Genomic DNA, 19,865 nt, shown 5'->3' with positions numbered 1-19,865 from the left:
GTAATCGGAGAGATAGTCATGGCAAGCGGAAAAGAAATAAAAGGTAAGATTGGGAGTATTAAAAATACTCAAAAGATTACCAGTGCAATGGAAATGGTTGCGGCGTCTAAGATGAAAAAGGCGCAGGAACGCATGGCCACGGGTCGTCCGTATGCACAAAGTATGCTTAAAGTGATTGGTCACATTGCCAACGGTACGCTGGAATATCGCCACCCGTATCTTGAAGAGCGCGAAGTCAAACGCGTCGGTTACATTGTTGTATCGACGGATCGTGGACTTTGTGGTGGTTTGAATACCAACGAGTTCAAGAAAGTTACGCAAGATGCCAAAGCATGGCAGGAGAAAGGCGCTGAGATCGCATTTGCTGCATTAGGAGCAAAAGCGTGTGCCTTTTTCAATCGCTTTGGTGGTGAGGTTTTAGCGGCCGAATCTGGCATCGGTGATGCCCCGACAGTGAGCCAGGTTGTTGGTATTGTTCGCGTAATGATTAACGCGTTCAATAAAGGTGAACTCGATAAGGTTTACCTTGTTTACAACAACTTCGTGAACACAATGTCGCAAACGCCGGTGATCAATCAATTATTGCCTTTACCGAAGTCTGAAGACAATAAGAGAGAGCACAGCTGGGATTACATCTATGAGCCTGAGCCAAAGCCAATTTTAGATGCTTTGATGAGTCGTTACATAGAAAGCCAGGTGTATCAAGGTGTTGTGGAAAATGCCGCTTCAGAACAAGCAGCCAGAATGGTTGCAATGAAAGCCGCAACAGACAATGCCGGAAATCTGATTGACGATTTGCAATTGGTATATAACAAGGCACGTCAGGCAGCGATCACACAAGAAATCAGTGAAATCGTTGGCGGCGCGGCTGCGGTATAGGCAACAGCTTTAAAGATAACGAGGACTAATTATGAGTCAAGGTAAGGTCGTCCAAATCATTGGCGCCGTTGTGGACATTGAGTTTCCACAAGATGCGGTACCAAGAGTTTACGACGCACTGAGAGTTACCGAAGGTGACTTATCCGGGCTGACCCTGGAAGTGCAGCAGCAATTAGGTGGTGGTGTAGTACGTACCATCGCGATGGGTACCACTGACGGTTTGCGTCGTAGTACTCAGGTTGAAAATACAGAAGGCCCAATCATGGTTCCGGTTGGTACATCCACTTTGGGTCGTATCATGGACGTGTTGGGTAATCCGATTGATGAAGCGGGCCCTATCGGTGAAGAAGAGCGTATGTCTATTCACCGTGCAGCACCGACTTATGAAGAACAATCAAACGCGGTTGAACTGCTGGAAACTGGTATCAAAGTAATCGACCTGGTTTGCCCATTTGCCAAGGGTGGTAAAGTTGGTCTGTTCGGTGGTGCGGGTGTAGGTAAAACCGTAAACATGATGGAACTTATCCGTAACATCGCGATTGAGCACAGTGGTTTCTCAGTATTCGCAGGTGTTGGTGAGCGTACTCGTGAGGGTAACGACTTCTATCATGAAATGAACGAATCGAACGTACTGGATAAAGTATCTCTGGTTTACGGTCAGATGAACGAGCCACCGGGTAACCGTCTGCGTGTAGCTCTGACGGGTCTGACTATGGCAGAGAAGTTCCGTGACGAAGGTCGTGACGTACTGTTCTTTGTTGATAACATCTATCGTTATACTCTGGCCGGTACTGAGGTATCTGCACTGTTAGGCCGTATGCCTTCAGCGGTAGGTTACCAGCCTACACTGGCGGAAGAGATGGGTGTGCTTCAGGAACGTATCGCGTCAACGAAGACCGGTTCAATCACGTCAATTCAGGCGGTATACGTACCAGCTGATGACTTGACTGACCCGTCACCAGCAACCACCTTTGCTCACTTGGATGCAACGGTAGTACTGTCTCGTGACATTGCGTCACTGGGTATCTATCCTGCGGTTGACCCACTGGATTCAACGTCTCGTCAGCTTGACCCGCTAGTTATCGGTCAGGAGCATTATGACGTAGCACGTGGCGTACAGACTGTACTTCAGCGCTATAAAGAGCTGAAAGACATCATCGCCATCCTGGGTATGGACGAACTGTCTGATGAAGATAAGCTGGTAGTAACGCGCGCTCGTAAGATCCAGCGCTTCCTGTCTCAGCCTTTCTTCGTAGCGGAAGTCTTTACCGGTGCACCTGGTAAATACGTTTCTCTGAAAGACACTATCACTGGATTTAAAGGCATTCTGGATGGCGAATATGACGACATTCCAGAACAAGCTTTCTACATGGTAGGTTCAATCGAAGAAGCCGTAGAAAAAGCCAAAAAAGCCTAATTGAGCCACGCTGGTGTCACGCACCAGCGAACTCATTAAGCTTACGTACCTAATCAGGAGGTTTTTGTGGCAGCAATGACAACACATCTGGATGTAGTAAGCGCAGAAGAAAAGATTTTCTCTGGTCGCGTTGAAACGATTCAGGTGACTGGTAGCGAAGGTGAGCTGGGTATCAAGCCTGGCCACGCGCCACTGCTCACTACTATTAAACCTGGTATGGTGCGTTTGGTGAAACAGCACGGTGAAGAAGAAGTTATTTACGTTGCTGGTGGGGTACTTGAAGTACAACCCGGCACCGTCACTGTACTGGCTGATACCGCCGTTCGTGCTGAAGACTTAGACGAACAGGCTGCAGAAGACGCCAAACGACGTGCTGAAGAGCACATCGCCAATCCAGGCGCTGACTTTAATTACGCAGAAGCGGCACATGAGTTGGCCGAAGCTATTGCACAGCTGAGATTGATTCAGAAACTGCGCAAGTAATAAAAATCAGTAGTAATTAAAAAAGCCCGGCCATGCGCCGGGTTTTTTATTTACTGATTGTATCTACGACACCCACGTGGCGACTCACTTTCCAGCCGCAAAGCCATCTTATCCTCATAACCCGTCAAGAACGCCATTTACCTGTTTAAAACGATAAACACATGGCAGACACAATCAGTAGCAAGAAATATCAATCACTGGCTATACTGGTGATGTTACGGTTTTTGGAATTTTCTATGTCCTATCTGGCTCAATGTTTGTGTCAATCTGTTGCCCTGAGGGTCAAGCAATTAACGCCGGAAGTCTCTGCCTGTCATTGCAGAACCTGTCGGCAATGGGGAGGCGGTCCCCTACTCACTCTGCATTGCGGCGGTGATGTCATACTCTCTGGTGATGCTATTACCCGGTATGCATCATCAGAATGGGCTGAACGGGGCTTTTGTCGTGAGTGCGGTACGCATCTTTTTTATTTCTATAAAAAGCGGCCTGCGTACTTTATCCCTGCTGCGCTGTTTGGTGATGACATTCCCTTTACGTTAACAGAGCAAATTTTTATTGATCAGAAACCTGATTACTATGGGTTTTCTCAATGTACTGCCACCATGACCGCTGATGAGGCGATAGCGGCATTTACCGCACAGGAATAAGCAGATGCGCGATAAGTCAATTAACTACCTGGAAATGCCCTCTGCTGATCTGGAAAAAACCAAGTCTTTTTTTACGTCTGTCTTCGGATGGAAATTCACAGACTACGGTAATACATACACCGCTTTCGAAAGTCAGGAGTTACAGGGCGGCTTCTATTACTCAGATACTGTTTCACTAACAGAACATGGAGCAACACTTCTTGTTTTCTATACCCACTCTCTTGAAGCCTGCCTCGATGAGGTCACTGCCGCCGGCGGCAAGATAATAAAACCGATTTTTTCGTTTCCCGGAGGACGGCGTTTTCATTTTTGTGAACCCGGGGGAAGTGAGTTTGCAGTGTGGTCAGAATGACGCCGTTTCAACAGGGTGTTGCTGATTGTTAGGGCAGGTACGCTAAGAAAATAGTCGCTTTATAGTAATGCAGCATGCGGGTAGAATGCGATTATATCTTAGCTCCATCTTGTTTTTTGCGAGCAAGTAGCATCTGCTGTTAATGCAATTATGACCCAAACTAATAATTTAACTGCACGGCCACATGATGGACTTCCCGTGTGGCTGTTACCACTTTGTTACACCATTGCCATACTGCTGATTAGTTATTTTGCAGGCGCGCTTAACTATCCTGATGATGGCAATATCAGGGCGCAAAGAGATTTCAATGCGGCATTAGGGATGCCAGTGGTTACCGGGTATCTCTGGTTTGCAATCAGAAGCCTCCACCGCCGCACCGCTTCCACCATTGTCGATTTTTTATCGTTAGTAAACCGACTGTCAGACTACGACTATTATCGAGCATTAATTTCAAGAAAACTAAGCGAGCAGGTTTTACTCGCAGCTTCCATTGCCCTGCTAGTTACCATTATTTACCTCTCTACTGAGGGGCTTCTAGCGCTTGATCTGAATATCAGAGTGTTGCTTTTAAATATGCTGGCAGTTCCATTCTGGTTCTTCATTTGGTTGTATCTTATGCAGGTTACCTCCACGACATTGTTGATATGTAACAACTTTGTATTTAATGAAAAAGTCAGTTTGGAAAATGTTCGTATTTTTAAACCGATATCAGATTTCGCGATCAATAACCTGGTTCAGGCCATTATCGGGTTATCTATTGTTCCGGTTTTTTGGTTTGGCAAGGAAATTCCGGCAATAGACGTATTCATTTGCGTTCTTTTCTCCGGAGGTATATTTCTCTATGTGTTGTGGCCAGCCTTCCGTGTGAACCAAATAGTCGCTGATGCGAAGAAAAATAAAATCCTATTTTACGAATCGAAGATGCAAGAAATCTATGAAAGTAAAAGGCTAGTTATTCCTGAGGAAAGGTCGGCGTTATTAACCCAGCTTAATCGATATCAGGATAAGATTGACGAGCTCGCTGCGGTATCGCTTTGGCCTGTTGATGACATACAGTTATTTAAAATCGGATGTGCGTCTTTGCTGGTAGGCATTTCATGGTTAACATTTACTGGTTTTGTTCACATCGCCGCGTAGAGTGGGGATAGCTATTCGGTTCGAGTATTTAACATTCAGGGCAAGATAATGCGCATATACGGCGATAAAAAATCGGGAAATTGCTACAAGATACAGCTTTTAGTGTCTTTGCTTGGGAAAGTCTGTGACTGGGTCGACATTGATATTCTGCGCGGCGAGACGCGCACACAGGCCTTTTTAGAAAAATCCCCGAATGGCAAGATACCGGTACTTGAGCTTGACGACGGCCGAGTGCTGTCAGAGTCTAACGCAATTCTTCATTATCTGGCCTCAGGTTCTTTGCTGATCCCCCACTCTGCCTTTGATTTTGCCAAACTGTTGCAATGGCAGTTCTTCGAGCAATACAGTCACGAGCCTTATATTGCCGTGGCTCGCTATATCAATGTGTATCTGGGAATGCCGGAAAACCGGCGAGAAGAGTTTGCAGCAAAACAGGCCGGTGGCTATCGTGCGCTGGAGGTGATGGAAGAACAGCTCAATAAAACGCCTTTTCTGCTTGGCGATGCACTTTCGCTGGCAGACATTTCTCTGTTTGCTTATACCCATGTGGCACATGAAGGCGGCTTTGACCTTTCTGCGTTTCCGGCAGTGCGGAACTGGATATCCCTCATTCAGGAACAAAAGGGCTTTGTGCCAATGTCAGTCTAGCGGATTATCGCCGGTGTTCAGGTGGCCCCTGCCAGAATTCCTGCATGCGCGCTTGTAAACGGTATAGTGGCGACACATCAGTCTGAAAACGGCTTGAGAGCGCATAGGCTACAGCTTCGAGCGTGGATACGTGGTGACGGTTCCCGGTGTGACGAATAGCATAGTCAGACGACGGTGCAGAGCTAAAATGGTATGCCGGTAGCGTTTGCAACCACGCATGCTGTTGCCATAAACCGAAGGCCTGACGCCAGCTTCCATCTAACACTACCAAGTGTGAAAGCGGCGGCCCGGAGGCTGTAGTCTGTTCCCAACTGTGGCTGTGGCTACAAGGATAAAGCAGTGCAGTGGGTAAGGTCTCACAGCGACGTTTGAGCGACGTCATCTGGTCATTGTTACTGCTGACAACCACACTCGTATTTTCCAGACACAGTGTAATCAGCCTTGCAGTATTTTTGGCGTGCATCACCTCTTTTGGGTGTTGAATGATTGAAATGCTAACGGGACTTTTGACACGCCGGATAACACTGCAGACACAGGTAGTAAGCGGGTATTGGCAAACGGAACAATATTGACGCATGATATTAATGTGCTTGATTGAGGATACAGTATGCCGAAGTACACCCCCTGCGAGCAAATTTGTTATGTGTTGAAACGCGTTCCTAAAGGCAGCGTGGTCAGTTATGGCCAACTTGCTGATTTAGCGGGCTTACCGGGTCGGGCTCGTCTGGCTGGTCGGTGTTTAAAAGAAACAACGCACGTGGTGCCCTGGCACCGCGTAGTGCGGGCAGACGGCAAACTGGCGTTTCCTGCTGGTAGCGAATCCTTTGCGGCGCAGCAGCGTCTGCTGATAAGTGAAGACATAACGGTGACGCGTGGCCGGGTTCACATGCAAACCTATAACTGGAAGCCAGATATTTACACCCTGCTGGCGGAACTGCCGTTTTAGCTTGTACGAACAGGGCAGATAGGGTAATTTTTTATTTTTCGTTTTTGTAATTTGTAGTTCATGGCCGAGAGTTCGCTGAAAAAAATATCTATCGATGAACTCACTCCGGGTATGTACGTCCAGAGTATCATCGAACAAAAAGGCTCTGTGAAAATTAAGAGCCAGGGAAAAGTGCTCAAGCAAGCCGTGGTTGATGCATTGAAAAAGCGCGGCGTAAAGACGCTTCTTATCGATTTATCCAAACAGTTTATTCCCGAAAGTGGTGAGCCTGATTTATCTGTCGCGGCTGAATCTCCCGTTGCTACCCCCCCTGAAAATGAGGATGAAACATCAGAAGCGCGAGTGTCGTTTCAGCAAGAGGTTTCACGTGCAGCAACGCTGCACAAACAGGGAAAAAAGATACAAAAGCAATTACTTAACGCAGTAAAACAAGGCCTTCCTTTCGATGACAAAGTGCCCCGGGAATTTTCTCAGGCGCTGGTATCGTCCATTGACCGTAATCCAGACGCGCTTTTGTGCCTTACCAAAATACGTGAAAAAGACGAGTACTTGCTAGAGCATTCGCTGAATGTGGCCATTCTTCTTGCCAATTTTGGACGTTTTATTGGTATGTCAGATAGCGAGGTGAATGATCTCGCTTACGCCGGCTTTTTGCATGATATCGGGAAAATCCGGATCCCTGACAGCATTTTGCACAAGCCAGGCAAACTGACAGACATGGAAATGAATGTCATGCGAGATCACGTTTACTACGGGGTTCGGGTGCTTGAAGAAGTTAAAATACCCGAGCACCTGGTCAGAACGGTGTCTGAGCATCATGAGCGGCTTGACGGATACGGTTATCCAAATGGGGCACGGGAAGATGAAATTTCCCAGCCTGGCAGAATGCTGGCGATTGCGGATGTCTACGATGCGCTAACGGCAGACCGCTGTTATAAAGCAGGGATGCCAAGCCAGAAAGCCCTCCAAATTCTGATGAATGATACGCCGCACAAACTGGATAAAGCGTTAGTACAACAGTTTATAAAATGTATGGGTGTCTACCCCGTTGGCAGTCTGGTAAAGCTGAATAACGAACGTATTGGAATGGTCATGGCGCAAACCAGCGCGACGCTGGCACCGAAAATTAAAGTGTTTTATTCCACTCGCGGCAACCACTTTCTGGAGCCGAAAGACATCGATCTTAATACAGATACGGCGGTCAGGATTGAAAAAGCGGTAAAAGCAAGTGACTACCGAATCGATGTAAAAGCGTTTTTTGAGCGCTGTGTAAATATATAACTGTCGCGAAAAAGCAACGTGATGGGTGAAAAATGCGCATTCGGCTTACTCACCGTGTAGATCTTTCCTGATTTTGTGCCCGCTTTGCCTGTAAAAATTACCACAAAAGTACGAGTCATTTAGCCTCTATTCAGCTTTTATAGTCTATTGTAGGTAGGGTTAGGCAGTTCTCATTTCGTTGATGGAACAGGAATTGCTGTAACCTCAAACGATGTAATGATTTAAATAACGAGGATGTTATGAAGAAAACACTTGCTGTAAGTTTACTTGCTGCCTCTGTCGCTATCGGTGGCTGTGCAAATAATATGTCGAATACGCAGAAAGGTGCGGGCATTGGCGCGGTGGTTGGTGCAATTCTGGGGAAAGCCACGGGCGACCATGACAAGAGTCGCTATGCTTGGGGTGCTGCGGTAGGTGCTATTGCCGGTGGTGCTATCGGCAATTACATGGACAAACAGGAAGAGGAACTTCGCGATCAACTTTCTGACACCGGCGTGCAGGTAGTACGTGAAGGTGACAATCTTCGTCTCATCATGCCTGGCGATATTACTTTTGCGACTGACAGTGCCTCAATTAGCCCGAATTTCGATCCGGTACTCCAGGATGTGGCGACGGTGGTGAATCAATATGAAAAGACCGTATTGATGATCAAAGGACATACAGATGATACGGGCGCTGAACAGTACAATCAGGCGCTGTCTGAGCGTCGTGCCAATGCGGTGAAAATGCAGATGACCTCATTCAACGTTAATCCGACGCGAATGACCGCCGTAGGCCTGGGTGAGTATCAGCCCAAAGTGCCCAATGACAGTTCGGCTAACCGCCAGATGAACCGTCGTGTGGAGCTGGAAATTCAGCCATTGACGAATCAGAATACCTGATAGCAGCCAATCATAATAGCAGCCCCATCAGGGGCTGTTTTTTTCTCGCTGGCACATTGCGTAACTGTGCGAGCAACGGACTGAATGGCTAACGGGAATGCTGTTCGATCTGCTCAGCAACTTGGTCAATCATGGCATTGGGTATCGGAAGCGTTAAATGATACTGCTCAATAAGCCATTTATTCCCGTATTTTTGCAATACCCCTGTTCCACGTGTAACACCAAGGCTGTCACTTTCCAGCATTTCTACAAACCATGCCACGTCGTTGGAATCTGAAAAATAGAGCTCTCTGTCGATACTTTTGTAAGTCCAGCCCTGTCCCTTGTCAAAATAGGGCATGGCATAGCGTTTAAATTCATCGAGCCTCCACGTTTCGGTTGCATCAGTCCCTATGAAAATGGCCTCGTCGGCATAGAGAGAAAAATAACGCTCAGCATCCGCGTTTGCGGCGTATTGATGCAAAGAATCCAGAATATGATTGATTGCCGCAGCATCATTGGCATGTGACGAAAATGTCGTTGATACCGACATGAAAAAAAAGATAAATAATCGCATCATGGGTCCTTTAGGTGAATTTACCGGTTTTAGCTAACCTACAATAAAGTGATGTCCCGACGGTATCCAGTAATGAATTCCATCTACCTTTGCCGGCTGCTTCTTGCTTTCAGGGTGAGCTGATCTGCTTTTGCAAATAAAAAGGTAAAAAAAGCCCGAGCCTGGCGTATGTGGAATTCTATTAAGGTAGTCAGTCGGCCTGATACCAGCAATCACCCGCAAATCGCAAGCCTGTGAGTTTGACAGAAAGCGTGTGCGTCATTTACAAAAATCATAAAAACGGACAGTGGAGCATGGTATGGTTCAGCGCTGCAGGTAGTCGGTTTACGCCTCAGGTAAAAAATAACACAGCATTCTGCATTACCACCGACAGACTCAGCATGTTGAGCAAGCGTTGCTAACGCCAACCACTGATATCAGTAATGTGTGATTTTTCCAGCCAGCACGGTCTGTTTACGTGACGACGCTTTGGGGTTGATAAGCCGAAACGATAAAGCATCATTAGAAAAAAGATCGCCAGAGAAATTCAAGTTTGTAGCGCAAGGCAGTGAGGCGGGATAGATGAATTGGTTGGTTATATGCGTGGGTATCTCTGGTAAAGATATTCTCTTTGCTAACTTGGAAAGTACAAGAGCAAGCATATGCATACCATGAGCAATCGGATGTTGATATCCAAATAATTTGGCACTCCATGGGTATAAATGAATGGGATTAAAGTCCTTGCTTATCCGTGCGTACTTCCTCCCTACATTCTCTTCAAAGCATAATATGGCTTCACCTTGAGCCTCAGAGGTAGACGAATTCGTTTCCATCGGTGAGTACACTGTTGCTTCATTGGGCGTGTGTTGCAGATCCATCTTGTAAAGGTACGTGCTGACTGCAGTAAAGCTGCATCGGCCCAACTGAATTGCAGACACTTCAATATCAACTAAAAATCCCCTGGCACACGGCCTGATAGCAGCAAGTTGACAGTGCAATGTTAAATCACCGTTATGAACAGGCGACGTCAGTGAAATGCAATTTTCGGTCTGAATCATACCAAACGCAGAGAATGGTGACGCTGGATGGCTAAGCGCCATCACCTGCTGCTCAAGACCTAACATCAATACAAAACAGGGATGGAGAAAACTGGAATCCCAATTGTGTAAGTTGTTGAAGGCAACTAATTGCGATTGAAACTGAGTAGCCTTAAATTCTTTTGAAGAGGAGATGTGTGGAAGTTCAATTGGCGCATTGTTGTTAAGCCAGGTAGTTAACTGCGCCTTGTTCGCTTTGTGCATCGCTACTTTGACGAACTTTCCAAATGGGAACACACGATAATCCTTTATCTGCTAACGGTAGATAACAACGTTGTACATTATTACCTGTGATAATCAATAGCGCCTAAATCGTAATTGTTAGGAAAATTGTAAATCTTTCCTAACCTTACAGCGGTCGGGGACAAGGTAAAGCCGCTGTGTTTTCTAACATCAACAACACCTGAAAACGAGCCCTTTCACAAATGCATTGCTTTTGTTTTTCAGTTAATTCATACGGCAATTGCAAAATACTTCTCATGTGGAAATCGCTTTTCAAAAGATTAAAGAAATCAGTAGAAATGGCTTTTGCCTGTGCGTCTGATAGGTCTGATGCGTTCGCGCTTATGATCTGAGCTACGGTCTCTACGCTCTGTAGCGGCCCTGCTCGCCAAAATAACTCAGCGACATGAGGACTGTTGCTGGCTTCGCTTATCACCACTTTATACATGGCTATTACTTTGGGATCCTGCAATAGCTCCACTATCTGATAAGCGATATCCATTAAAATATCATTTAACGATCGCTCGCAGCTCTCCAGACGCCCAGGATCAAAACTGTATTGTTTACATTTTGCGTCGATGACAGCGGTGTACAGCTCATCTTTGCTGTTAAAGTGAGAATACACCGTTTGTTTTGATACACCAGCTTCCCTGGCTATCATGTCCATTGAACTGTTAATGAAGCCGTTATGCAAAAATAGGTGAGTCGCGCATTTCAGAATTTGCTCACGCTTCTCTTTACTTTTCGGACGTCCAATTTTTGCTCTCAATGATTTGCTCAACATGGATGGTTTTGCTACTGCACGAACAATAAGCTTACATGAATAACCGCAAAGCCTCTAGGGCCAGTACCAATAAGTCTATGGTGGCATCTTCCTCAGGTTTTGGTTCTATTTCATAAGCCTGAGAGCCAGGTGGGGAATGACAAAGATATGCTAAATATCTGCATTCGCATCACATTTCATTGAACGAAACTGCTAACGACACATTGTGCCTGAATAGCAAAAAGGAACTGCGAGCAACAGCGTTACTACGACTTAACTGTGAACGTGAGAGAAGGACATAAAATCGTAAAGCTCGACGGCATCAGAAACGCTTTCTTTTGTATCCTCCACCCCAACAGCCATACTGTAAGTGTCGTCCAGATACTGATGAAAGAACGTCCATGGTGCTGACACCTTGCTTGCACTTATGTCATTGATCACTGTGAGTTTGGGATTCAGACCATCGGCACAGTCGAAATAGAAATGATCCAGTGGGGTGACCATTCCCCTGCCCTCTGCCTTAAGAAACGCCTCTTTCAGTGTCCACAGTTTGTAAAACGCCGACATAGCACGTAACTCACTTTTTTTATCGTAAATTGCTAAATTACGGTCCCACTCCCGGGGATGGAAATAATGGCTCGCAATTTCCTTCCAGTTACGTTTCGGATCCATATACTCGATATCCACACCTATCTTTTTGTTGATAGCGACGCCTATCAGGATTTTGCCCTTTGTGTGTGAGAGATTAAACTGAATGCCGTTGTGCCCGGCATTCTTAAGGGAAGGTTTTCCATACGAGTCAACTACGATACTTAATATGTCGGGCCTGGTGTTGGGAAGGTATCGGCTAAGGATGACTCGAAGCGTGGCACGTGCTATCAAAAATTGTTGCTGTTTCCTTTTTGCACCCATATTCACCCATCTTTCATGTTCTTCTTCAGAAAGTAATGAGGGTAAGCGTTGGAAAATATCTGCCTTGATTACGCGTTCTTCATCCACCAGCCACAAATGAAAAGTGCTATGTTGTAGCGTAGATAAAAAAGCGGCTTCACATAATGAGTCAGAAGACATCTGCGTACGTCGTCCAGTGGTAAAAAGGCGTTTTCATGCAGCGGCTTATCTCTTCCATTGTAATACTTTTCTTAATCTGGAAAGTGCGTTGGCTGCACTGGATGGCAAGACGGTTTCGTGAATACTTACAAAGGGTATGCATAAATAGTTTTTAATGAAACATTAGTTTAAACTAGCGAACTGATAGATTGAAGCAAATAGAAGTTAGGACTGCATTACAATGTCTACACAAACAGAATCCGAATTTAAAATGGCTCAGCTTATGGTAGAAGCGCTAAATCTTGAAGACATGGAAGCGGAAGAGATTGAACCAGAAGAACAACTATTCGGAGATGGTCTGGGGCTTGATTCAATTGATGCGCTTGAAATCTCATTGGCAATTTCAAAAGAGTACGGTGTTCAGCTGAAAGCAGAAGATGAATCTACCAGAGAAGCCTTCGCAACGTTGCGAAGCTTAACCGCTTATGTTGAAAGTAACCGGTAGCGTTGTTGAAGGATTATCTCCTGAACCGTTAAAAAAACGTCCACATTGCTCCTGTGCTTTTAGCATGCGATGACGTGGCAGGAAATAGTCTGAATCTGTACTCTTACACGTATATCTCTGCTTTTTTGGCGTAACCTTTCCATGCGAGAACCATCATATTCAGATTAGCAAGACCGTTAAAGACGTTTCAGGATGTTCGTGAAGAGCGTGTGACATATAACTAAAGCCTGGCTTATGTAAATAATGAATATTGATATAATTGACTACGACTCCTGCTCTGCTGCGGGTGTAAACGTCGTTGCACTTCGGAACTCGCTCTCACAGCACACCAGCGGTCTTATCAAAAACGACTTGCCTGGCTCTGAGCTGAATACCTGGATTGGCAGAGTAAAGCAAATTGATGCTGTCGATGACCTCAATCAGTGGCAAAGCCGAAACAATGCGCTGGCTGCGCTTGGTCTTGAGCAAGGAACACTACGAAATACACTTTCCGGCCTGCAGAAGAAGTATGGATCTTCCCGCATTGGCCTGGTTATGGGCTCAAGTACATCCAGTATAGACCGCACCGAAACCGCGTATACCTGCCTGAATGAAAACGGTGAGCTTGCTACCGCATATCAGCAGCCGCTGGTACACAACCCGCATGCGCCCAGTTTGTTTGTTGCGCACTACACCGGTATTGAAGGCCCTGCATTAACGATTAATACAGCTTGTTCCTCTTCTGCCAAGGTATTTGCCACGGCCGCACGCTGGTTGGAATGCAATATTGTTGATGCGGTGCTGGTGGGTGGCGTGGATACGCTGTGTCTGAGTGTGCTGCATGGTTTCAACTCTCTGCAGTTACTGTCGACAAACCCATGCAAGCCTTTTGACCATCATCGCGATGGAATCAATTTAGGAGAAGCGTCTGGGTTTGCGATATTGCAGCGTTCAGGTGAGAACGAAAATGGTAGCGGTATTCGTCTTACCGGCTATGGCGAAAGCTCCGATGCACATCACATGTCACATCCCCATCCGGAGGGGCTTGGTGCCCGCATGTCAATGACTCAGGCATTGCAACGCGCTGCTCTGGAACCTGAAGCGATTGATTATATTAACTTGCATGGCACAGCCAGTCGCGCGAATGATCTTATTGAAGGTCAGCTTGTGTCTGATCTGTTTCCGAAAACCACGTTGTGTTCTTCTACGAAAGCGTGGATGGGCCATACTCTTGGTGCGGCTGGGATCACCGAAGCAATTATCACTATGGATGTCCTGAACACGAATGTGATTCCGGGCTCTAAAAATCTTGAAACGCTGGATGAGGCACTCAATTTTTCTATCACCGCGACAGACCAACATAAAGTGTGTCAGCACGTTATGACAAACTCCTTTGGTTTTGGCGGTAACAACTGCACGTTGTTGTTCAGTAAGGTCAGATAAAATGCATGCAAAAGAATTGAAATGTAAAGTAGCAGGCATTGGTGCATGGGGAAATTACTTCGACAGCTGGCAGGCGCTTCAGGCTCTGCTTAATGGTGACACCTTACCCGATAGCGCCAGTAAAGGCCCTAAGCCAGCGGTGATCCCTGCAAATGAACGTCGCAGAGCGCCGTTGCCGGTGCGCCTGGCCGTCGAGAGTTCCTGGCAGGCAACGCAGTCAGCAAACGTGTCGCCCGACGCGTTAACCTGCGTGTTTGTGTCTGGTCTGGGCGATACAGATCTTACAGATTATATGTGCCGTACGCTGGCGTCTGAACACAAAGAATTGTCACCGACAAAATTTCATAATTCGGTACATAACGCCCCTGCCGGATACTGGACAATCAGTACCCATACCATGAGTGCAGCGAACTCGGTTGCAGGTTACCAACAATCGGTGTCGCTGGCGTTGCTTGAAGCAATCATTCAGTGTGAATCTGAGGGCGTACCGGTGTTGGTTACGTTTTATGATGCGCCGGTAGCAGATGTGCTGCAGCCAATTCTGAGCAACCAGCAAGCGTTTGCCTTTTCGCTGATTATCTATCCTGATGCCGCTGACATAGAGGGTGTTGCTTTATCGGTAACTGTTCAGAATACGCCCGTTGAAAAGTGGCCGACTTTGCGAAACACCAGCGACTATATTTCTTCATTGTATTCTGACAATCCGAGTGCAAGGGTATTGTGTCTGGCAGAGATTTTCAGCCAGCCCAATAACAATGCCACCATCGCTATGCCGCTTAGCAAGGCGACGTCGATAGCATTTAACTGCGTGTAGGTTTTCCCATGAAAGACATCAAAACAGACATTATCATTGCAGGTGGTGGCCTGGCAGGAATGAGTCTTGCGCTGCAGTTACTGAATTCCAATTCGGCACTTGCTATCACTATTATCGAGAAAAATACCTTCCCCGTCCCCGACACAACGGCAAAAGTGGGAGAGTCAACGGTTGAGATAGGCGCGCACTATTTTACGGATGTACTGGGCCTGAAAGACCACTTCCAACAGCATCATTTGCGAAAATACGGACTGCGGTGCTTCTTTGGAAATGTCGCTGGTGATTACAGTGACTACGACGAACTTGGTGTCAGCGAACTGTTTGGTATCCCCGCCTATCAGATAGAGCGCGGCACACTTGAAAATTATCTTCACGAACTGCTGACAGAGAAAGGCGTAACCGTAATAGATAGTGCTATGCCGGTATCTATTACGCTGGGTAACAAGCAGCAGGAAGTTATCTGTACGCAGAGCGAGCAGACTTACCGTATCACCGGGCGCTGGATTGTGGACGCGGCAGGTCGCCAGGCGTTGTTAAAAACAAAGCTGGGGCTTAATAAACCTACCGGACACAAAGGAAACGCGGTTTTTTTCCGGGTTGATAAACGAATTATTATCGATGAGTGGTCTGACAATCCGGCCTGGCAAAACCGGGTGTGTGAACCCGGTAAACGCTGGCTAAGCACAAATCATTTAATGGGGCCAGGCTACTGGGTATGGATAATACCGCTGGCGTCGGGTGCCACCAGCGTTGGTATTGTAATGGATGACACCGCACTGGCACAAAGCGGCATAAAAAACTACGACGATGCGCTGGTATGGTTAGAGAAAGAACACCCTAATTGTGCAAAATCACTACGTGGTGCAACGCTTCTCGACTTCCATCTGATGGAGGACTACTCCTATGGGTGCAAGCAAATGTTTTCAGATGAGGGCTGGGCGCTGACCGGTGAAGCCGGCGCATTTTCCGACCCTTTCTATTCTCCGGGAAGCGATTTCATTGCACTGAACAATACGTTTATCACCCATCTTATTACCCGTGATTTTTCGGGCCATGATATTCGTTTTGACAGTGCGTTATTCCACAAGTTTTATGACTCATTTTTCGAAAATACGCTGTCTTTGTACAAAGACCAGTATGGTGGGTTTGGCGATCGTCAGATGATGTCGGTCAAGCTTGTCTGGGACTATACCTACTACTGGGGTGTGTTTGCGCTGCTGTTTTTCACCGACACCATAGGTGATATCGACAAAATGCGGAAAATTACTCCGGACCTGATGAAGTCACAAAAGCTGAATAAGAAAATGCAGATGCTATTAAGCCAGCGTGCTCAAAAGCGTCAGGTGTTACCGGCAAAAGGCGTATTTATGGATCAGTTCCTGGTCCCGTGTCTCAGCCAGCTTAACGATGTTCTCCAGCAAGAAAATATCGATGTAGAAAAGGCATTGGCCGCCAACATCGCCGTTATGCAAAAAGTCGTGCCGTACCTTGAGGATATGCTTGCTGATAACCCATCAATGGATATTGACGACGATGAACGCACCGTACTCGGCAATTACAGGCAAAGTGTTCTTGCATAATGCGACATGATCGGCCCAAGCGCTTGAGGCCCAGCCTTCTGAAAGGCGTCGTTACGCTACTGCTTGTAGTGTCTCTTATTGCGTATCCTGTAGTCGTCTATCTGCATATCGATAAAATTGCCCCCGGTTGGTATGCGGGCATACTTTTATTGCTGGTGGTGCTCAGGGTTGTCGCTTCAGGTAACATCAATGGGTACAAAGAATGGTTATTACCGGGGGTGGTGTCGGTTTTCTGTCTTCTGGTAATGCTGTACGACAGCGTTATTATGCTGAAATTTTATCCGGTATTAATGAACGTTGGCATGGGACTGATGTTCCTTGTTTCACTTACAGACTCGCAAACCCTGATAGAAAAATTTGCCATAGCGGGTGGCAAGAAGCCGCCCCAGGCCGCGGCCGGATACCTGAGAACGCTTACCTTGTGTTGGGGGCTATTGTTGTTGTTCAATGGCATCATTGCAGCCTATACCGCCTGGTTCTCCAGCACGGCAACATGGGCATTGTATAACGGCCTTATCTCATATGTGCTCATTGGTAGCTTCGCACTGATTGAATTTGGCTACCGCGGGTTTTACAAGAAGAAACACAACATTGTTGACGATGAAAACTAAAAGCACATTCAGTACGTTATTTGGTCAGAATGAGGGCCCGGAAATTCTCGCTGAGAGCACGTCGGCTGATAATGCGGTGTTATCGCTATATGTGAGCGACAAACTCTCCTGGTTTGACGGGCATTTTCCGCAACAAAAAGTATTGCCGGGTGTCGTTCAGATAGACTGGGCTGGGAAAATAGGGAAAGCGGTATTTGCCGGTGATCGCGTATTTAGCCAGTTGACGAATATCAAATTCAAGTCCATGGTTTTGCCTGACACCAGGATGACACTGGAATTACGTTTCAATGCGGAAAAAGGCACGCTGGCGTTTCACTACTTCAACGAGAGTGACTCGTTTTCAACCGGGAGTTTTAAGTTTATTCCATCATGAAGTATTGCATTATTATTCCTCACTACAATCACCACGACCTGTTTGAAAAGTTTCTGCCTGAATTAGTCAAACTGGGCTTACCGTGTATCGTAGTCGATGATGGCAGTGAACCGTCAAGTGTAGATGCGCTCAAAGCGCTGCTATCCCCCTACCCGGACTTTCATCTTGTGCAGCATCAGGCTAACCGGGGCAAGGGCGCGTCGGTGGTTAGCGGCTGTTATTACGCCAGCGCGCTTGGCTTTACCCATGTATTACAACTGGATGCCGACGGGCAGCATAATATTGCTGATGTCGACGCCATGCTGTCCTACAGCAACGCCCACCCTGATACCATCATTTCAGGCCAGCCTTACTTTGATGAAACGGTTCCGCTGGTACGTAAATATGGTCGAAAAATCACTGATTTCTGGGTGGCCATTGAAACATTGTCATTCAGAGTTAAAGATGGGCTATGTGGGTTCAGGGTCTATCCTCTAAGTAAAATTAACCATTTGGTAGACCACTATTATCTGGGCCCACGCATGGATTTTGATCCTGAGCTCCTGGTAAAAGCGGTGTGGGCGAATATTGAAGTGCACTTCATCCCTACCAAAGTGATTTACCATGAAAATACGGTCTCCCATTTTCATTATCTGAGAGATAATCTGATGTTAATCAGACTGCATGTGCGGTTAATGTTCGGCATGCTGATCAGGCTTCCGGCTATCATCTATAAGCGGTTGCAGGGGCTGTTTTCTTCAAAATGACTAATAATAAATTACCAGATACCCCTCCCGAACAGGCTCACTGGTCGTCGATGAAAGAGGCCGGAACGCTTACAGGTATGCGGTTTATCTATTGGGTGTACCGGATTTTCGGCAGGTGGGTGTTCTCCATGACGATGTATCCGGTTGCGTTATATTTCCTGCTTACCCGTCATGATCAGCGCCGTGCTTCAAAGCAGTTTTTGCGTGCTCACTTTCGTCAACGCCCGGATAGCTGGACGATGCGGCCCAATAATTTTCACGTATTGCTTCACTTCAAAAGCTTCTCAGAAGTCATTTTAGATAAAATTCTCGGCTGGCTGGTGAAAATCGATGAAAGTGACTTTGTGCTGACATCACCGGAAAAAGTTGAAGAGTTCAAAAACGATACGCGCGGTCAGCTTATTATCGGTTCGCATTTTGGGAATCTCGAGTTTTGCCGCGGTTTTATGCACCGCTACAGAAGCAAAGTAATCAATATTCTGCTTTACGACAAGCATGCCGGCAACTTCGTGAAAATGATGCAAAAACAAAACGAAGAGTCGCGCTTAAATGTGTTTCAGGTCGATGAGTTTGATGTCAGCACCATCATGAAGCTAAAGGAAAAAATCGATGCGGGCGAGTGGGTGTTTATCGCTGGCGATCGCATTCCTCTTAGTGGCATTGGACGCACGGTTAATGTGACATTCTTTGGCAACAACGCTCCTTTGCCTATTGGTCCTTATATGCTGGCAAAAGCATTAGCCTGCCCGGTAAAGCTGATGTTTGCGTACCGGGATGAGAACGAAGATAACAAGGTTGTGTTCGATGTCACCCCCTTGTGTGAAAAGCTCGAGCTTTCGCGTAAGACCAGAAACCAAGATTTGGAAAGGTATGCGCAAACATTTGCTGATAAGCTGGAGGAGCATTGCCTGAAAGCCCCGTATCAGTGGTTCAATTTCTATGATTTCTGGGATCCCGCCACAAACAATGCTGCATTACAGACACTGGCTTCAAAAGAAAGGAAGGTGTCATGACGATGCAACGATATGATGCGCGTATATTTGATCTAATTCCGCATCGCCCACCGATGCTGCTGATCAATAAGATAGAAAGTGTCACACAAAGCGCGTCCTCCGCGTTGGTGTATATTGATAGCGACGCGCCTTTCTATGAACCGGGCTTGGGCGTGCCTGCCTGGATTGGTCTGGAGTATATGGGGCAAACCGCCGCACTTATTGCCGGCTACCAGCTGCAACAAGGGCTGGTGTCGCCACACCTTGGCTTTTTATTAGGAACCCGGGCATTTAAAGCCCACTGCGCCTACTTTACCGCGGGTGTACTAAAAGTCAGTTGCCAGCAACAGGCGCTGGTGGGTGAAGGCCTTGCGACCTTTAAGTGCATCATTGAGAATTACGCCGGTGAGGCGGAGGGTGGCAGTTGTCTAGCTGAAGCCAATTTATCCGTATTCCGCCGTGAAATTACATAAAAAGGACAGGA

General features: G+C 46.7%; 24 protein-coding genes. 19 read left to right on the top strand and 5 right to left on the bottom strand.

The window, feature by feature from the left end; translation table 11 throughout:
- The first annotated feature begins 18 nt into the window (after positions 1–18).
- The 7 genes from atpG to ACLBLI_RS19235 all read left to right on the top strand — a co-directional run bounded on the left by atpG (position 19) and on the right by ACLBLI_RS19235 (position 5,563).
- Positions 19–879: a F0F1 ATP synthase subunit gamma gene (gene atpG, locus ACLBLI_RS19265; protein WP_414829139.1), complete on the top strand. Its 861-nt coding sequence runs from the start codon at positions 19–21 to the stop codon at positions 877–879.
- Positions 880–910: 31 nt separating this feature from the next.
- Entirely contained in the window at positions 911–2,296 is a 1,386-nt protein-coding gene (gene atpD / locus ACLBLI_RS19260) for a F0F1 ATP synthase subunit beta (RefSeq protein ID WP_414829138.1), read from the top strand.
- 75 nt (positions 2,297–2,371) lie between these two features.
- Entirely contained in the window at positions 2,372–2,779 is a 408-nt protein-coding gene (locus ACLBLI_RS19255; protein ID WP_414831016.1) for a F0F1 ATP synthase subunit epsilon, read from the top strand.
- A 161-nt stretch (positions 2,780–2,940) separates the two neighbouring features.
- Entirely contained in the window at positions 2,941–3,426 is a 486-nt protein-coding gene (locus ACLBLI_RS19250) for a GFA family protein (protein WP_414829137.1), read from the top strand.
- 4 nt (positions 3,427–3,430) lie between these two features.
- On the top strand, positions 3,431–3,778 hold the full coding sequence (locus ACLBLI_RS19245; RefSeq protein WP_414829136.1) for a VOC family protein: 348 nt from the start codon (positions 3,431–3,433) through the stop codon (positions 3,776–3,778).
- A gap of 198 nt (positions 3,779–3,976) precedes the next feature.
- Positions 3,977–4,915, top strand: coding sequence for a hypothetical protein (locus ACLBLI_RS19240; protein ID WP_414829135.1), 939 nt, complete (start codon positions 3,977–3,979; stop codon positions 4,913–4,915).
- Positions 4,916–4,963: 48 nt separating this feature from the next.
- Positions 4,964–5,563 carry a glutathione S-transferase family protein gene (locus ACLBLI_RS19235; RefSeq protein ID WP_414829134.1) on the top strand — a complete coding sequence of 200 codons (600 nt, stop codon included), beginning with the start codon at positions 4,964–4,966 and terminating at the stop codon, positions 5,561–5,563.
- Between the two features lie 4 nt (positions 5,564–5,567).
- On the opposite strand, the gene ACLBLI_RS19230 is transcribed toward ACLBLI_RS19235, so the two are convergent.
- Complete coding sequence (locus tag ACLBLI_RS19230; RefSeq protein WP_414829133.1) at positions 5,568–6,140, bottom strand: tRNA-uridine aminocarboxypropyltransferase; 573 nt, start codon at positions 6,138–6,140, stop codon at positions 5,568–5,570.
- Between the two features lie 30 nt (positions 6,141–6,170).
- Between ACLBLI_RS19230 and ACLBLI_RS19225 the strand changes: the two genes are divergently transcribed.
- The 3 genes from ACLBLI_RS19225 (at position 6,171) to ACLBLI_RS19215 (ending at position 8,671) form a co-directional block, all read left to right on the top strand.
- A complete protein-coding gene (locus ACLBLI_RS19225; protein WP_414829132.1) occupies positions 6,171–6,509 on the top strand; it encodes an MGMT family protein in 339 nt (112 codons plus the stop codon).
- A gap of 60 nt (positions 6,510–6,569) precedes the next feature.
- The gene (locus ACLBLI_RS19220; RefSeq protein ID WP_414829131.1) at positions 6,570–7,790 is read left to right on the top strand and encodes an HD-GYP domain-containing protein; all 1,221 of its coding nucleotides are present in this window, start codon (positions 6,570–6,572) and stop codon (positions 7,788–7,790) included.
- A gap of 239 nt (positions 7,791–8,029) precedes the next feature.
- Positions 8,030–8,671, top strand: coding sequence for an OmpA family protein (locus ACLBLI_RS19215; protein WP_414829130.1), 642 nt, complete (start codon positions 8,030–8,032; stop codon positions 8,669–8,671).
- Positions 8,672–8,759: 88 nt separating this feature from the next.
- Here ACLBLI_RS19215 and ACLBLI_RS19210 read toward each other — a convergent pair whose 3' ends face one another.
- The 4 genes from ACLBLI_RS19210 to ACLBLI_RS19195 all read right to left on the bottom strand — a co-directional run bounded on the left by ACLBLI_RS19210 (position 8,760) and on the right by ACLBLI_RS19195 (position 12,359).
- Positions 8,760–9,230 carry a nuclear transport factor 2 family protein gene (locus tag ACLBLI_RS19210; protein WP_414829129.1) on the bottom strand — a complete coding sequence of 157 codons (471 nt, stop codon included), beginning with the start codon at positions 9,228–9,230 and terminating at the stop codon, positions 8,760–8,762.
- Positions 9,231–9,643: 413 nt separating this feature from the next.
- Positions 9,644–10,540 (bottom strand): MaoC/PaaZ C-terminal domain-containing protein, encoded by an 897-nt coding sequence (locus ACLBLI_RS19205; protein WP_414829128.1) that lies wholly within the window; start codon positions 10,538–10,540, stop codon positions 9,644–9,646.
- 112 nt (positions 10,541–10,652) lie between these two features.
- Positions 10,653–11,309 carry a TetR/AcrR family transcriptional regulator gene (locus ACLBLI_RS19200; RefSeq protein WP_414829127.1) on the bottom strand — a complete coding sequence of 219 codons (657 nt, stop codon included), beginning with the start codon at positions 11,307–11,309 and terminating at the stop codon, positions 10,653–10,655.
- A 252-nt stretch (positions 11,310–11,561) separates the two neighbouring features.
- Positions 11,562–12,359, bottom strand: coding sequence for a 4'-phosphopantetheinyl transferase family protein (locus ACLBLI_RS19195; protein WP_414829126.1), 798 nt, complete (start codon positions 12,357–12,359; stop codon positions 11,562–11,564).
- A gap of 220 nt (positions 12,360–12,579) precedes the next feature.
- Between ACLBLI_RS19195 and ACLBLI_RS19190 the strand changes: the two genes are divergently transcribed.
- The 9 genes from ACLBLI_RS19190 to ACLBLI_RS19150 all read left to right on the top strand — a co-directional run bounded on the left by ACLBLI_RS19190 (position 12,580) and on the right by ACLBLI_RS19150 (position 19,854).
- A complete protein-coding gene (locus ACLBLI_RS19190) occupies positions 12,580–12,843 on the top strand; it encodes a phosphopantetheine-binding protein (RefSeq protein ID WP_414829125.1) in 264 nt (87 codons plus the stop codon).
- Positions 12,844–13,086: 243 nt separating this feature from the next.
- The gene (locus tag ACLBLI_RS19185) at positions 13,087–14,265 is read left to right on the top strand and encodes a beta-ketoacyl-ACP synthase (protein WP_414829124.1); all 1,179 of its coding nucleotides are present in this window, start codon (positions 13,087–13,089) and stop codon (positions 14,263–14,265) included.
- A 1-nt stretch (position 14,266) separates the two neighbouring features.
- Positions 14,267–15,079 (top strand): beta-ketoacyl synthase chain length factor, encoded by an 813-nt coding sequence (locus ACLBLI_RS19180; RefSeq protein WP_414829123.1) that lies wholly within the window; start codon positions 14,267–14,269, stop codon positions 15,077–15,079.
- 8 nt (positions 15,080–15,087) lie between these two features.
- On the top strand, positions 15,088–16,659 hold the full coding sequence (locus tag ACLBLI_RS19175; protein WP_414829122.1) for an NAD(P)/FAD-dependent oxidoreductase: 1,572 nt from the start codon (positions 15,088–15,090) through the stop codon (positions 16,657–16,659).
- Positions 16,659–17,270: a hypothetical protein gene (locus ACLBLI_RS19170; RefSeq protein ID WP_414829121.1), complete on the top strand. Its 612-nt coding sequence runs from the start codon at positions 16,659–16,661 to the stop codon at positions 17,268–17,270. The genes ACLBLI_RS19175 and ACLBLI_RS19170 overlap by 1 nt, the downstream gene beginning before the upstream one ends.
- Positions 17,260–17,643 (top strand): thioester dehydrase, encoded by a 384-nt coding sequence (locus ACLBLI_RS19165; protein WP_414829120.1) that lies wholly within the window; start codon positions 17,260–17,262, stop codon positions 17,641–17,643. Before ACLBLI_RS19170 ends, ACLBLI_RS19165 begins: the two co-directional genes overlap by 11 nt.
- Positions 17,640–18,389, top strand: a complete 750-nt coding sequence (locus ACLBLI_RS19160) for a glycosyltransferase family 2 protein (protein ID WP_414829119.1) — start codon at positions 17,640–17,642, stop codon at positions 18,387–18,389. Before ACLBLI_RS19165 ends, ACLBLI_RS19160 begins: the two co-directional genes overlap by 4 nt.
- On the top strand, positions 18,386–19,402 hold the full coding sequence (locus tag ACLBLI_RS19155) for a hypothetical protein (RefSeq protein WP_414829118.1): 1,017 nt from the start codon (positions 18,386–18,388) through the stop codon (positions 19,400–19,402). The genes ACLBLI_RS19160 and ACLBLI_RS19155 overlap by 4 nt, the downstream gene beginning before the upstream one ends.
- Positions 19,399–19,854, top strand: coding sequence for a 3-hydroxydecanoyl-ACP dehydratase (locus ACLBLI_RS19150; RefSeq protein ID WP_414829117.1), 456 nt, complete (start codon positions 19,399–19,401; stop codon positions 19,852–19,854). Before ACLBLI_RS19155 ends, ACLBLI_RS19150 begins: the two co-directional genes overlap by 4 nt.
- Positions 19,855–19,865 lie beyond the last annotated feature (11 nt).

This window comes from Alteromonas sp. H39 (assembly GCF_047556435.1).
Taxonomy (GTDB): domain Bacteria; phylum Pseudomonadota; class Gammaproteobacteria; order Enterobacterales; family Alteromonadaceae; genus Alteromonas.
The sequence above is the reverse complement of the archived record's forward strand: the minus strand, read 5'-3'. Positions and strand labels throughout refer to the sequence as shown.